We start from the raw sequence: 14,716 nt of genomic DNA, 5'->3' as shown, positions 1-14,716 counted from the left end.
AGGGCCTGCAAAGCAGGCCCGGAGCAGAGAAGGGAAACCCTCCAGGGGCGTCAAGGGTCCGGCTTCGCCGGCCCAAGACACCGCCCCCCCTTCGGGGGGAAGCCGCGTCAGCGGCGCAGGGGGGTCACCCGACTACGCTTTGAAATTCGGCATGCTGAACTTCAGCGGCACGCCCATGCTCTTGTTGATCACGGCCTGTTGCGCGATGGTCAGCACGTTGTTCGTGATCCAGTACAGCACCAGGCCGGACGGGAAGAAGAAGAACATGACCGAGAACATCAGCGGCATCAGCCACATCAGCTTGGCCTGCAGCGGGTCCGGCGGCAGCGGGTTGAGCGCGGTCTGGATCAGCGTGGTCACGGCCATCACCAGAGGCAGGATGAAGTACGGGTCGGGCGAGGACAGGTCGGTGATCCAGCCCACCCACGGCGCGTTGCGCATTTCCACACTGGACAGCAGCACCCAGTAGAGCGCGATGAACACGGGGATCTGGATCAGGATGGGGAAGCAGCCACCCAGCGGGTTGACCTTTTCCTCGCGGTAGATCTTCATCATCTCCTGCTGCATCTGCTGCGGGTTGCCCTTGAGGCGCTCGCGCATTTCCATGATGCGGGGATTGATCTTCTTCATCTTGGCCATGCTGCGGTACGCGCTGGCGTTGAGCCAGTAGAACGCGGCCTTGATCAGCACCACCAGCAGCACGATGGACCAGCCCCAGTTCGCCACGTAGCCGTGGATCTTCTCCAGCAGCCAGTACAGCGGCTTGGCCAGGATGGTGAGCCAGCCGTAGTCCTTCACGAGTTCCAGGCCAGGGGCGATGGTCTCGAGCACTTTCTCTTCCTGGGGGCCCAGGAACAGGCGCGACTGCTGGCTCTGGCTCTGGCCCGGTTCGATGGTGGTCAGCGCGGTGATGCTGCCCACAGCGAACAGGTTGTTGTCGATCTTGCGCGCGAAGTTCTCGCGCGCGACGCCATCACCCAGCAGCCAGGCCGAGGCGAAGTAATGCTGCACCATCGCCACATAGCCATCGCTCGACGACGTGACGAACTCGGCCTTGTTCTTCTCGATGTTGGCGAACTCGATCTTCTGGTACTTCTTCTCCGCGGTGTAGACCGCCGGCCCGGTGAAGGTCGAGTAGAAGGGGGTTTCGCTGCTGAGCTTGCTGCCGTCGCGCACCAGTTGCAGGTAGAGCTGGGGCGTGACCGCCTGACCGCCCACGTTCTGCACCTCGTGCTGCACGCCGATGTCGTAGCGGCCGCGCGTGAAGGTGTAGGTCTTGACCAGCTTCACACCACCGACCTCGGCCGATTCAAAGCGCACCTGCAGTTCGTTCTGGCCGTCGGCCAGGGTGGTGGGGTTGCCCACCAGCGCCATCGGCGTCTTGTGGGTGGGGAAATTGCCACCGATCAGGCCGGTCTGGGCCACGTAGATGTGCTCGCCACCCTGCGCCAGCAGCGTGAACGGACGCTCGGTCTTGTCCTTGCTCTGGCCGGTGGCCTCGGCGTGCTTGAGCAGCTCGGCGCCGATCAGCGAACCACCTTCGCTGTTGAACACCAGCTTGAACAGATCGGTGGTGACTTCGTGGCGCTGCGCCACGGCGCCCGGCGCTGCGGCCGGGGTTTCGCCAACCGGCGTCGCACCGCTCTGCGCCGCCGTCGGCACGCCGGCATTGTTGCTGCCGCTGCCGGCCGGCTGGCTGGTGGACGCGGCGGGCGCGGTCACGGCCGGCGCGGCGCCGGGGAAGAAGGTGGGCTTGTGGCCATTGTGAATCTGCCACTTGTCCCAGATGAGGACCATCGACAGACCAAAAACCACCCACAGGATGGACCGACGGATGTCATTCATGACGGGTTCTTCTTTTCGCAGGAAGGTGAAATCAGGCTGGAGAACAGCGTGGGCAGGGAGGCGGGCACCGGGTCATGGCCACCGTCGCACCACGGGTGGCAGCGGACCAGGCGCCGCAGCGTGAGGTAGGTGCCGCCCAGGGCACCATGGCGCTCCAGCGCACCGATGGCGTAGAGCGAGCAGGAAGGTTCGAAACGACAACCGCTGCCGAGCCACGGGCTGAGCAGCAGACGGTATCCCTTGACCAGGCCCAGCAGGCCCTGACGTGGCCAGTCAGACAGCATGTGGGATCTCCGCAGGCGGCGCCGCGCGTGGCGCGGAACGCGGCGGCGCGAGCAGCTGCTCCAGCTCGGCGCGCACCGCGCGCTTGAGCGCGTCGGAGGTGGCGCTGACGAACTGCTGGCGGCTGAACTCGCTGCGCAGGCGCACCACGAGCGCCGCCTGGGGCAGGCTCGCGGCCCGGTGGCGGGCGACTTCGTAGATCTGGCGGCGGATCGCATTGCGCGTGACGGCGCGCTTGGCCCAGCGTTTGGGCAGCAGCACCCCCACCCAGGCGTCGGCCACGGGAAACAAGGCCCTGCCCTCGTGCGCGCTGGAAAGCGCGGCGCGGTGCAGGGCAAAGTGGGGGGTCTTGGCCACGGGGGCGCCCGCCATGACGGCCTGGAACTGTTGCCGGGACCGCAGCCGCTGGGTCACCGCTGAACCGTCCGGGTCACACGGTGAGGGAGCCGGGCGAGTCGGCGCCGGCAGAGCACGCGCAGCCTCAGACGGCCAGGCGCTTGCGGCCCTTGGCGCGGCGGGCGTTGATCACGGCACGGCCCCCGCGGGTTTTCATGCGGACGAGGAAGCCGTGGGTGCGGGCGCGGCGGATCTTGGAGGGCTGGTAAGTGCGTTTCATGGTGCTCTGTAGAAATCGGGGAAACCCGCAATTATCGCAAATAAACCCGATGTCCGGCAAGCACTTGGCGGTGGGAGCCGCCGCATCACTTCAAGCGGCCGGGCTTGGCCACCGGCTGCCCACCCCCTGCCAACGGTGATTTCCCTGCCTTGTGGATAAGTCGCGGCGCGCACTACAATCGTCGGATTGCCCAGAGACATTTGTCCACAACCACAACGGCTTCACCGCTCCCAGCATGATCGAGGGCATTCCCCCTGACGCGTCCCTGACCGCTCCCCGGCCGGACGCCCTCTCGCTCTGGTCCACCTGCCTGGACCGGCTCGCGCAAGAGATCCCCGAGCAACAGTTCAACACCTGGATCCGGCCCCTGACCGCGACCGTCGCGCCCGACGGTTCCAAGGTGGTCGTGGCCGTGGCCAACCGGTTCAAGATGGACTGGATCCGGGCCCAGTACGCGTCCCGCATTTCAGCCCTGCTGGAGACCCTCCAAGGGATTCCGGTAACATTGGAGTTGGTGCTCGCTCCGCGTGAAACGCCCAGCCGCACTTCACCAATGCCACGCACGGTGCAAGACCAGGTGCTGTCCGAACTGCCGGATCTGGCGCCGGCCGAGGTTGCCGCGCCCAGCGGCCCCAAGACCCGGCTGAACCCGGCCCTTGCGTTTTCCACCCTGGTCGAGGGGTCGGCCAACCGCATGGCGCGCGCCGCGGCCATGCACGTGGCCGGCAGCCTGGGCCAGCTGTACAACCCGCTGTTCATCTACGGCGGCGTCGGCCTGGGCAAGACCCACCTGGTGCATGCCATCGGCAACCACCTGCTGGCCGACCGTCCACAGGCCAAAGTTCTGTACATCCACGCCGAGCAGTTCGTCTCCGATGTGGTCAAGTCCTATCAGCGCAAGACTTTCGATGAGTTCAAGGAGCGCTACCACTCGCTCGATCTGCTGCTGATCGACGATGTGCAGTTCTTCGCCAACAAGGAGCGCACCCAGGAGGAGTTCTTCAACGCCTTCGAGGCGCTGCTGGCCAAGAAGAGCCACATCGTGCTGACCAGCGACACCTACCCCAAGGGCCTGGCCGACATCCACGAGCGGCTGGTCTCGCGCTTCGACTCGGGCCTCACGGTGGCCATCGAGCCACCCGAGCTGGAGATGCGCGTGGCCATCCTGATCAACAAGGCGGCGGTGGAGAACGCCGTCATGCCTGAGGAAGTGGCTTTCTTCGTGGCCAAGAACGTGCGCTCCAACGTGCGCGAACTCGAAGGCGCGCTGCGCAAGATCCTGGCCTATTCGCGCTTCAACCAGAAGGAAATCTCGATCCAGCTCGCGCGCGACGCGCTCAAGGACCTGCTGTCGATCCAGAACCGGCAGATCAGCGTGGAGAACATCCAGAAGACGGTGGCCGATTTCTACAAGATCAAGGTCGCCGACATGTACAGCAAGAAGCGCCCAGCCAGCATTGCGCGGCCGCGCCAGATCGCCATGTTCATCGCCAAGGAACTGACCCAGAAGAGCCTGCCCGAGATCGGCGAGCTGTTCGGCGGGCGCGACCACACGACCGTGCTGCACGCGGTGCGCAAGATCGCGGCCGAACGCCAGCAGAACACCGAACTGAACCAGCAGCTGCACGTGCTGGAACAGACGCTCAAGGGATGAGCGGGAAGGCACGGGGGCCGTTTTGCGGAAGCCGCTCACAAAAAGGCGAAAATAGCGAGGATTTGGCCCAAACAATGAAAAGGGCCAACCGGGAGGCAGGAACCGGCCGACAAGCAACCAGAGAAGAAAGAGTCTGACATGATCGTTTTGAAATCGACCCAGGACAAGGTTTTGGCCGCGCTGCAATCGGTCGCGGGCATCGTGGAACGCCGCCACACCCTGCCGATCCTGGCCAACGTCCTGCTTCGCAAGACCGGCTCGCAGGTGCAATTGACCACCAGCGACCTGGAAATCCAGATCCGCACCACCGCCGAACTCGACGGCGACAGCGGCAACTTCGCCACCACGCTGGGCGCGCGCAAGCTGATCGACATCCTGCGCACCATGCCGGGCGACCAGACCGTGAGCCTGGAGTCCAACGCCGGCAAGCTGATCCTCAAGGGCGGCAAGAGCCGCTTCACGCTGCAGAGCATGCCCGCCGAAGATTTCCCGCTGGTGCAGGAATCGGCCAGCTTCGGCCCCGTGTTCTCGGTGCCGCAAAAGACGCTCAAGAGCCTGCTGAGCCAGGTCTCGTTCGCGATGGCGGTGCACGACATCCGCTACTACCTCAACGGCATCCTGTTCGTGGCCGAAGGCAAGCAGCTCAGCCTGGTCGCTACCGACGGCCACCGCCTGGCCTTCGCCTCCAGCACGCTGGACGTGGAAGTGCCCAAGCAGGAAGTCATCCTGCCGCGCAAGACCGTGCTCGAACTGCAGCGCCTGCTGTCCGACAAGGAAGGTGCGATCGAAATGCAGTTCGCGGCCAACCAGGCCAAGTTCAGCTTCGACGGCATGGAGTTCGTCACCAAGCTGGTCGAGGGCAAGTTCCCCGACTACAACCGCGTGATCCCGAAGAACCACAAGAACATCGTCACCCTGGGCCGCGCGCCCCTGCTGGCCAGCCTGCAGCGCACCGCCATCATGACCAGCGAGAAGTTCAAGGGCGTGCGCCTGAATGTCGAACCCGGCGTGCTGCGCGTGGCCTCGAGCAACGCCGAACAGGAAGAGGCCGTGGACGAACTCGACATCGACTACGGTGGCGACACCATCGAGATCGGCTTCAACGTGACCTACCTGATCGACGCGCTGCAGAACATGTCGCAGGAGATGGTCCGCATCGAACTGTCCGACGGCAACAGCTCCGCGCTGGTCACCAACCCCGACGACAACGCCTTCAAATACGTTGTCATGCCGATGCGCATCTGAGGTCCAACCCCCTGGTTGCTCCCGCATTCCAAACCCGCGAACACCGCGGGTTTGGCGTTTACTGAGATCGAGAAATTCCACCATGTCCGACGCCAACAAGCCCGCCGAATCCGTCAACACCGGTGAGGCGCAAGCCGAAAGCTCCAATTTCCAGCCCACCATCGACGCCCACCAGGCCGGCGCCAGCGAGGGCTATGGCGAAGGCTCGATCCAGATCCTGGAAGGCCTGGAAGCCGTGCGCAAGCGCCCGGGCATGTACATCGGCGACACGTCCGACGGCACCGGCCTGCACCACCTGGTGTTCGAGGTGGTCGACAACTCCATCGACGAAGCCCTGGCCGGCCACTGCGACGACATCGTGGTGACCATCCACACCGACAACTCCATCAGCGTGGTAGACAACGGCCGCGGCATCCCCACCGGCGTGAAGATGGACGACAAGCACGAGCCCAAGCGCTCGGCGTCCGAGATCGCGCTGACCGAGCTGCACGCCGGCGGCAAGTTCAACCAGAACAGCTACAAGGTCTCGGGCGGCCTGCACGGCGTGGGCGTGAGCTGCGTGAACGCGCTCTCGCAATGGCTGCGCCTCACCGTGCGCCGCGAGGGCCATGTGCACCAGCTCGAGTTCGCGCGCGGCTTCGTGCAGAACCGCGTGATCGAGACCACGCCCACCGGCGTCGAGATCTCGCCCATGCGCATCACCGGCGCCACCGAGAAGCGCGGCACCGAGGTGCACTTCCTGCCCGACTACGAGATCTTCCGCGAGAACGCGGACTTCCACTACGAGATCCTGTCCAAGCGCCTGCGCGAACTCTCCTTCCTCAACAACGGCGTGCGCATCCGCCTGAAGGACGAACGCAGCGGCAAGGAAGACGACTTCTCCGGCGCCGGCGGCGTCAAGGGCTTCGTCGACTTCATCAACAAGGGCAAGACCGTCCTGCACCCCAACGTGTTCCACGCCATGGGCGACCGCCAGAGCGACCAGGGCACCAACATCGGCGTGGAAGTCGCGATGCAGTGGAACAGCGGCTACAACGAGCAGGTGCTGTGCTTCACCAACAACATCCCGCAGCGCGACGGCGGCACCCACCTCACCGGCCTGCGCGCGGCCATGACGCGGGTGATCAACAAGTACATCGAAGAACACGAGCTGGCCAAGAAGGCCAAGGTGGAAGTCACCGGCGATGACATGCGCGAAGGCCTGTGCTGCGTGCTGTCGGTCAAGGTGCCCGAGCCCAAGTTCTCCAGCCAGACCAAGGACAAGCTGGTCTCCAGCGAAGTGCGCGGCCCGGTCGAGGACATCGTGAGCCGCCTGCTGGCCGACTACCTGCAGGAACGCCCGAACGACGCCAAGATCATCTGCGGCAAGATCGTCGAAGCCGCGCGCGCCCGTGAAGCCGCACGCAAGGCCCGCGAAATGACGCGCCGCAAGGGCGTGCTCGACGGCATGGGCCTGCCCGGCAAGCTCGCCGACTGCCAGGAAAAAGACCCGGCGCTGTGCGAGATCTACATCGTGGAGGGCGACTCCGCCGGCGGCTCGGCCAAGCAGGGCCGCGACCGCAAGTTCCAGGCGATCCTGCCGCTGCGCGGCAAGATCCTGAACGTGGAGAAGGCGCGCTACGAGAAGCTGCTGACCAGCAACGAAATTCTCACGCTCATCACCGCGCTGGGCACCGGCATCGGCAAGGCCACGGGCGCGGGCGGCACGGCGGGCGTGGACGACTTCAACGTCGCCAAGCTGCGCTACCACCGCATCATCATCATGACCGACGCCGACGTGGACGGCGCGCACATCCGCACCCTGCTGCTGACGTTCTTCTACCGCCAGATGCCCGAGCTCGTCGAGCGCGGCCACATCTACATCGCTCAGCCGCCGCTCTACAAGGTGAAGGCGGGCAAGGAAGAGCTGTACCTGAAGGACGCTTCCGCGCTCGACGGGTTCCTGCTGCGCATCGCCTTGAAGGACGCCAGCGTGTTCACCGGCGGCGCCACGCAGACCACGCTCAGCGGCGACACCCTGGGTGAGCTGGCGCGCAAGCACCAGATCGCCGAGAGCGTGATCGCGCGCCTGTCCAACTTCATGGACGCCGAGGCCCTGCGCGCGATCGCCGATGGCGTGGCGCTCAACCTCGACAGCGTGGAGCAGGCCGAGGTCAGCGCGGTCGCGCTGCAGGCCAAGCTGCGCGAACTGGCCACCACCGGCGTGCCCGCCGAAGTGGCCGCCGAGTTCGACGTGCGCACCGACAAACCCATCCTGCGCATCAGCCGCCGCCACCACGGCAACATCAAGAGCAGCGTGCTCACGCAGGACTTCGTGCACGGCGCCGACTACGCCGCGCTGGCCACCGCCGCCGACACCTTCCGCGGCCTGCTGGGCGAAGGCGCCAAGGTGATGCGCGGCGAGGGCGACAAGCAGAAGGAAGAGAAGGTCGGCGACTTCCGCCAGGCCATGCGCTGGCTCATCAGCGAGGCCGAGCGCACCACCAGCCGCCAGCGCTACAAAGGCCTGGGCGAGATGAACCCCGAGCAACTGTGGGAAACCACCATGGACCCGAACGTGCGCCGCCTGCTGCGCGTGCAGATCGACGACGCGATCGAAGCCGATCGCGTGTTCACCATGCTGATGGGCGACGAGGTGGAGCCGCGCCGCGACTTCATCGAGACCAACGCGCTGCGCGCGGGCAACATCGACGTCTGACCTGGGTGTAGGTAGCGCTATAAGCTGAGAAATCGAGGCCCATAAGTTGAGAAACTTGTGGGCCTCTTTTTTCGATAGCATGGCCCGACGCGACGCCGGTTCACTGACTACTTGCACTGACAATCCACCCTGAATTGCATGCGTGCGGGGGAAATTGGCGAGTCCAGGAAGATTCACGCTACGGCGTCGAAAAGCTAAAAACCAAGAAGAGAAAAATCTAAAGGGAGGCAGCCAGTGTCAGTTGTCAAAGAAGAATACTCAGCGCTGGTTCCGCAAGGAAACAGCCTCGCAGACGTTGTGGTGCTTTCCCAAGCTTGGAAGAAGTCTCACGCATTCATTCGTCGCCACAATTGGTACGCCGACGTGCTGGAGCTGGATGTATCCACCGTCGACTTGGAGCACCAACTTAAGCGCTGGGGCGCGGACATCGCACAAGAAGCCTTTCTCCCCCACCAGCTGCACTTGGTTCCCGCGCCCAAGAACGCCAAATGGGAGTTCAAGCCTCCCCCTGTTGCCCAATCGCTGGAAGAGCTCCTAGCCCTGCGTATCGACAACCTTGGTTCGGAGCCCACATTCGACGACTGGGTTCCCAAGTCAAAAGTAGGTGAGCAAGGCGCCGATACTCAGAAGCTGCGTCCCCTAGCCCACATTTCTCTCCGAGACCAAACACTCGCCACGGCGGTGATGATGTGTTTGGCAGATGCCGTTGAGACGGCGCAAGGAGACACGTCTGGGCAGGATGTCCTTGCAATGCGCGCGAGGGGTGTCGTGAGCTACGGCAATCGCCTTCATTGCACTTGGGTCGAGAAACCCAATGGCCTATCCCGTTCTCAGTTTTCGTGGGGCAACAGTCGAACTTACCGACAGTACTTCCAAGACTATCGTGCGTTCTTGGCGAGGCCTCGCCGAGTGTGCGCCGAGCAGCTGGCACAGTTGCCCCCGAGGCGCGAACTGTTCGTGGTTTCACTCGATATCAAGTCATTCTTCGACAGGGTCGACACGTCGGCACTTTTGCGGGAACTACAACTGATTGAGGCGGCCCACCGGCAAGCCAGTGGGCTTCCCGACAAGTCGGCGTCGGATGAGGCGTTCTGGCAACGAGCCGAGCGCATTTTTGCTTGGCAGTGGCGGGAGGAGGACCACAGCCAAGCCGAGCTGATTTTTGGGAAGGGTCAAAAAGGTCTCGAGTTGGGTCTGCCTCAGGGCCTAGTAGCCTCCGGTTTCCTCGCAAATGCGTATCTCCTAAGACTTGACCGCGCGCTTCATCAGGCAGCAATTCAAACGGCCAGCATGGGTGACGATGTCAAGTTGCTCGATTACTGCCGGTATGTGGACGACCTGCGCCTCGTCATCGAAGCTCCGAGTGGCACCGGCGGTCAGGGACAGGATGCAATCCTGAAACTTGTGGAGGCATTCGTCGCCAAGGAGCTCCTGGCTCACTGCCAAGTGCTGAACGCGCAAAAGGTTCTCGAATTGTCCCCCGACAAGAGTGCAATAACGCCATATCGGTCAATTTCAGCCCAAAGCAACGTGTCGGCCCTGATGGATGTGCTCAACTCGGAGCTCAGCGGGACATTTGACCTTGAGTCTCTGGCTCAAGCTGCTGGTGGACTCGACGGCCTCCTGTGGATGTCGGACCAAGTCGAGGATGCTGAAGAGCCCAAGCCATCGCGCCTTAGTCTTGCAACTGTTGCAGTCCCCAGCGCTGACGTACGCGACGATACGGTCAAGCGCTTCGTGGCAACACGTTTGGCTCAGCTAATGCGCCAACGGCTGGCGATGACGGATGCGAAGGGGCCAGTGGATATTGGAAGTTCGCTTAGCGAACGTGTCACCAACGGCATGGCCCTGGCCCATGAGTTTGAGTCCATTGCACGAAAACTCATCAAGTGCTGGGCGGAAAACCCGTCGCTGGCGTTACTACTGCGCTGCGGACTTGACCTGTTTCCGCATCCCAAGTTGTTGTCGCCAGTGGCCGAAGCGCTGGGGGTCAAACTATTTCACTCCCAGGTCGGTCTTGAAGTCACTCAGATTCGCCAAGTTCGGGTCGCAGAATACGTTCTCGCAGACCTCCTGCGTGCAGGTGCCGTGGAGACGGGCTTTCGCGGTGACGAAGATTACCCAGAGTCAGTAGATATTGCTGGCTACCGGGAGGATTTGGGCACTTTGGCGCGGCGCGTTCTGGCTGAGCGTGCTGAATCACCCTGGTATCTGCTCCAACAGGCGCACCTGTACCTTGCCTCCATCGGTGATGTCTCACTTGCAACGGCAGAAGGAATGAGCCCGGCGTTGATGCAACCATACAAGGCGCTTCGTAGCGCGATGATGTTCAAGCCCGCGAATTCCGAAACACTGAAGGCAGTACTTCCATTGGCGCTTGTCGCCCAACAGTTACATCCCAATCCCCGCCGTTTTGGCGTCTGGTTGGCGGAAGGTCTACGACTGACTACCGATGACGCATTGCAAGCTGAAGTAGTAACCACAGTCTCCCTTCACCGGCCAGACCTCATGATGGCCGCCCTAAATGGAAGAGGCAGCAGAGCTACGCGCTGGCGCAAGCATGTGCCACCAGCACTGATTGAGACCAATAGACGAACGCCCTCCCGCCACGCTGGTGGGATTAGCAGGAGCGTCCGCCCCCTCCTACACATCATGATGGAGACGGACAACGTATTCGGTCAAGAAAACGGGATTCTGATGCTTGCCAAGGCTCTCCTGAGCGTGGATGGCATCGAAGGGCACCTGCGTACAGGCTTGAGCGCAACGGACATCACACTCGTATGCGACGACTGGGCTCTTGTTCATGCCTTGCCCGATACAAAGGGCTTTTTGACCTTGCTACCCGTGACGCAAAGCGACGCTGCAAGCCCCCTCTACGACAACCCACCATGGGTGAGCGAAGACGGGGCGTGGCTCTACGGTTTGGGACGTATTCTTCGAGCTGCACTTACCGGTGAATTTGACTTCACGAGCCGGCGCTACTTGGTGACCGAAGAAGTTAGTCACTACACAGGTCTTCGGAGCAGTTGGTTCAAGCGACGATTCGGGATGCTGAATTCCGGGCGCGGGCTGTTGGACGAGCCAGGGCCAATATCCCCATGGCTATCTGGTTTGCTTTCCACGTTGTTGCGGTGGCCAGGGGTCGAGTTTCGTGCAAATCATGTCGCTGCAGCCGGCATGGCCCGGACAGCTGACGAACTTCTCGCACTGTTTGAGGCTCGGATTTCCGAGCAACGAGCCTTGTTTGGTCCCAGAAGCAAGACGCCCATGTATGTTGTGCCGACCGCAGACGACTATTCGCCGCTCCAAGACAGGCCACTGCGTATCGCAATCGTTCAGCCAATGCGCCCCCGCAGGGACGAGTTTGATGTCAGGGACCCCACCCACTGGACCCCTGGTGTACTTGCAGAACACCGACGGCATTTGGCCGAGGTTTGCCGAATGACATTTCAGCAACTCCGCACCTGGGCCTCAGCCACACCGCCAAAATTGGTGGAAGAAGACCACGATGGACCGGTAGTAGATGTCATCTTGTTCCCTGAGCTGGCAGTGCACCCAGAGCATGTCGACCTGCTACGCCGGTTGTCTGACAAACTTAGAGCAAATATCTTCGCGGGCCTGACATTCCAGCAATCCGCCAAGCTGAGTGCCCCGATAAATCAGGGGCTATGGCTCATTCGCTCCGAATCGCCAAGTCACGGGCGCAGCATTCAGTACGTTTGGCAAGGCAAGCTGCATCCGATGAAGCTTGAGCGAACCATGGGCGTCAAGGGCTATCGACCTCACCTGACGCTGGTCGAACTCCCGGTAGGCTCGAAAACAAGAACGCGTATTGCTGCGGCCATCTGCTACGACGCGACAGACCTTGACTTGGTAGCCGACCTTCGGGACAGGTCGGACATCTTTCTTGTGGCGGCCCTCAATCAGGATGTTCAGACCTTTGACAACATGGTGGCCGCGCTTCACTTTCACATGTATCAACCGGTGGTGTTGGCCAACTCGGGCGAGTTTGGTGGGTCCACGGCTCAGGCGCCGCTTCCCAAGCACGAGCGTTTGATTGCTCATGTCCACGGAAACAATCAAGTAGCTGTAAGCATGTTCGAGATTGACCCGGCCCCCTTCAAGTCGACCAATCCAGCAAAAGCAGCCAAGGAGCTCAAGGCGGCGCCAGCTGGCTATAGAGGACGACCTTCGTGACGAATTCTTCGACTGGAAAACGGTGGATTGGAGCACCTAGCGGACCTGGTTTCGGCCGCGTTGCGGCCTGGCGTTTGATAGTGACCTCGCGCCATCTTCTCCATCCAGTCGGGGGCCTCTTCGGAGAGTCCGAGCGGAACTACTTGTCGCCTTGACGGCCGAAAGCCGGCTGTAGAACGGACCACAAGCCGTCTTCGACCGGTTGCACCAGCTCGTGGTCGATGTTTCCGAACCGCATCTACGAAATCGTCACGTCGAGGTCGTGCTCCTTGGCCCAGTGCTCGAGTCGAAGCGCGTACGTCGGGGAGACCTGTTCAGGCCGGTTGGCCTATTAGAGCGCCCAGTCAGAGATGGCGCTCTCAATCGTTTCACGCAGCCGGGCGTACGGCACTTGGAAGAACTCGCGGTTGCTTGCAAGCCTGTAGACCTCCAAAGCCTGGTGGGCGGCTCGCTCGGCCTTCAGCCCCTTTGAGACTGCCCAGGCCTGGACCACAAGGAAGTGCGTCGGCGATGCAGTCGCACCGGAAAGCTCTCGCGCTCGCACTTCAGGGTCGCGGTCAGTGAAACCCACCTTGAAGATGTCGCGTCCGTGTGCAGGGCAGCGCATGACGTAGAGGAAAGCTCCGGCCTCGGCTTGAGCTAATGCGTCGGTTCCGTCTGCGCCGCTCGATTCCATTGCAGTCGCGATTGCTGGTGCGGCCGGCGGAACACTGCTCGCATCCCGCCGGCTAGAACACGTCGCGGTCGGCGCAGCTTTCAGGCGGAAGTGCTCGAGGCGCTGCCGTGCAAGGCTCAGAGAAGCTTTGATGTAGACAATCTTGGGCTCGAGCGGAGCTTGTTTGTCCTTGTGCCGTAGGTGCGCACGAACCCAAGTTCGGCCGACGATGGGGTTACCGCTTTCATCGTGTCCCTCCTTCGTAGCGTCCGTGAACTGACGCCAATAGCCATCCACTGGCACCTGGAACGACGGCGCTTGGTAGCTACGCCCCTCGAGGGTTATCGGCTGCTGCCGCACGACGCGGATGGCGGAGATGCGGCGCAGCAGCACGCGCGACTCTGCACTGGCCTGCTCCACAGCGCGCTTGGCCTTGAGCGAGGACGTCATCTCAGCTCCGAGCTGAGTGCGCTTTTCCTCAGTCCTCATCACCTCAACCCGGGCGAGCAAGTATGAAGGCAGCAATATCAGCGTCTTGGCAACCTCCCAAACAGAAGCCACCGCGTCCAGCTCTTCCGCAGCGCCAGCAGCACCCGTGTGAGGTTCGCCCGGACGCGATGGGAACATCCGCTCGCTGTCGGTCGTCACCATGAAAGAGTTCGTCAGCTCGCGCATCAGCTGGCGCGACTCGACGCGCCGCTCCTTCAAGTTAAAGCGCACTAGCGCTAACGTCCTCAGCAGTGCCGTATCCGGCAGGTACATCGGCTTGTTGTCGGCTAGGTCTACAGTCTTGAGGAACTGCTTATTAGGGTTGAAGTTGACAGTACCGACGTCGTCGACAAGCTTTTGAGCGTTCTCCGGCGGGGCCTGCTCGCCAAGTACCAGCAGCATAGAAAGCTCGTCGCCACGGCGAACCACGCTCGCCGATACGAAACCAAAGCTGCTGGTTGTGTCTGTCTCAAGGAGCAGGGCATCAGCCTTGTCCAAAGAGGTGACGTTGTAGATGACGCGGTCTTCCAACGCGTATGCCTTCTCTACGGCGGTGGCAGGTGCGTCAGCAGCGGTCGCAAAGTCCAGGAAGTCTGTGAAGCTGACCAGGTAGTCGCGCTCCGGAAGCAGGCAGAGCCCCGCGAACTCGCGCCTGGTCGCGAAGAACGCCTCGCCCACTTCAAAACTCGAGGGGAACGACATCGTTCCCTGCGTCATCCAGCGGTTGTTGTACTCCTGCAGGAAGTGCCGCAACACCTTGTCCGCTTCATAGCCAGCGCCCGAACGCAATTGCGCCTGAATGGTCGCCATGGCTTTCTCGTGCATGGCTTTGACGCTCTTGCGGTGCTCTGGGTCTTTCCAGAGTCTTTTGAAAAGTGCATCTTGACGTACTCGCGCGTCACTGCCAAGGGTGGGCTTGATGTGCGGCGCCAACTTCGCCAGCCGAGATGGGCGGTCTTCTGGGTTGTTTTCAGACACTTTTAACCTCCGCTAGGCCACCCGTGTGTACATGGTTCGAATACCTAAATCTCTCAC

At 62.2% G+C, this 14,716-nt stretch carries 9 protein-coding genes; 4 read left to right on the top strand and 5 right to left on the bottom strand.

Annotated elements, in window-relative coordinates:
- Positions 1-132: 132 nt before the first annotated feature.
- The 4 genes from yidC to rpmH all read right to left on the bottom strand — a co-directional run bounded on the left by yidC (position 133) and on the right by rpmH (position 2,743).
- Positions 133-1,845, bottom strand: coding sequence for a membrane protein insertase YidC (gene yidC, locus ACODTB_RS22945; protein ID WP_488929793.1), 1,713 nt, complete (start codon positions 1,843-1,845; stop codon positions 133-135).
- Complete coding sequence (gene yidD / locus ACODTB_RS22940; protein WP_291115232.1) at positions 1,842-2,129, bottom strand: membrane protein insertion efficiency factor YidD; 288 nt, start codon at positions 2,127-2,129, stop codon at positions 1,842-1,844. Before yidD ends, yidC begins: the two co-directional genes overlap by 4 nt.
- Positions 2,119-2,541, bottom strand: a complete 423-nt coding sequence (gene rnpA, locus ACODTB_RS22935) for a ribonuclease P protein component (RefSeq protein WP_291115234.1) — start codon at positions 2,539-2,541, stop codon at positions 2,119-2,121. The genes yidD and rnpA overlap by 11 nt, the downstream gene beginning before the upstream one ends.
- A gap of 67 nt (positions 2,542-2,608) precedes the next feature.
- Positions 2,609-2,743 carry a 50S ribosomal protein L34 gene (rpmH, locus tag ACODTB_RS22930; protein ID WP_006299042.1) on the bottom strand — a complete coding sequence of 45 codons (135 nt, stop codon included), beginning with the start codon at positions 2,741-2,743 and terminating at the stop codon, positions 2,609-2,611.
- Positions 2,744-2,978: 235 nt separating this feature from the next.
- Between rpmH and dnaA the strand changes: the two genes are divergently transcribed.
- From dnaA to ACODTB_RS22910, 4 genes are all read left to right on the top strand, one after another.
- On the top strand, positions 2,979-4,397 hold the full coding sequence (gene dnaA, locus ACODTB_RS22925) for a chromosomal replication initiator protein DnaA (protein WP_488929792.1): 1,419 nt from the start codon (positions 2,979-2,981) through the stop codon (positions 4,395-4,397).
- A 138-nt stretch (positions 4,398-4,535) separates the two neighbouring features.
- Positions 4,536-5,642: a DNA polymerase III subunit beta gene (gene dnaN / locus ACODTB_RS22920; RefSeq protein ID WP_297401592.1), complete on the top strand. Its 1,107-nt coding sequence runs from the start codon at positions 4,536-4,538 to the stop codon at positions 5,640-5,642.
- Between the two features lie 82 nt (positions 5,643-5,724).
- Positions 5,725-8,340: a DNA topoisomerase (ATP-hydrolyzing) subunit B gene (gene gyrB, locus ACODTB_RS22915; RefSeq protein WP_488929791.1), complete on the top strand. Its 2,616-nt coding sequence runs from the start codon at positions 5,725-5,727 to the stop codon at positions 8,338-8,340.
- Positions 8,341-8,574: 234 nt separating this feature from the next.
- Positions 8,575-12,537, top strand: coding sequence for an RNA-directed DNA polymerase (locus ACODTB_RS22910; protein ID WP_488929790.1), 3,963 nt, complete (start codon positions 8,575-8,577; stop codon positions 12,535-12,537).
- 331 nt (positions 12,538-12,868) lie between these two features.
- On the opposite strand, the gene ACODTB_RS22905 is transcribed toward ACODTB_RS22910, so the two are convergent.
- Positions 12,869-14,659 carry a GIY-YIG nuclease family protein gene (locus tag ACODTB_RS22905; RefSeq protein ID WP_488929789.1) on the bottom strand — a complete coding sequence of 597 codons (1,791 nt, stop codon included), beginning with the start codon at positions 14,657-14,659 and terminating at the stop codon, positions 12,869-12,871.
- Positions 14,660-14,716: the final 57 nt, after the last annotated feature.

Source organism: Hydrogenophaga sp. FG152 (assembly GCF_057809615.1).
The sequence above is the reverse complement of the archived record's forward strand: the minus strand, read 5'-3'. Positions and strand labels throughout refer to the sequence as shown.

What these genes read in the sequence shown, in the direction of transcription:
- yidC (WP_488929793.1), bottom strand. Translation starts at nt 1,845, where the DNA reads ATGAATGACATCCGTCGGTCCATCCTGTGGGTGGTTTTTGGTCTGTCG.
- yidD (WP_291115232.1), bottom strand. Translation starts at nt 2,129, where the DNA reads ATGCTGTCTGACTGGCCACGTCAGGGCCTGCTGGGCCTGGTCAAGGGA.
- rpmH (WP_006299042.1), bottom strand. Translation starts at nt 2,743, where the DNA reads ATGAAACGCACTTACCAGCCCTCCAAGATCCGCCGCGCCCGCACCCAC.
- dnaA (WP_488929792.1), top strand. Translation starts at nt 2,979, where the DNA reads ATGATCGAGGGCATTCCCCCTGACGCGTCCCTGACCGCTCCCCGGCCG.
- dnaN (WP_297401592.1), top strand. Translation starts at nt 4,536, where the DNA reads ATGATCGTTTTGAAATCGACCCAGGACAAGGTTTTGGCCGCGCTGCAA.
- gyrB (WP_488929791.1), top strand. Translation starts at nt 5,725, where the DNA reads ATGTCCGACGCCAACAAGCCCGCCGAATCCGTCAACACCGGTGAGGCG.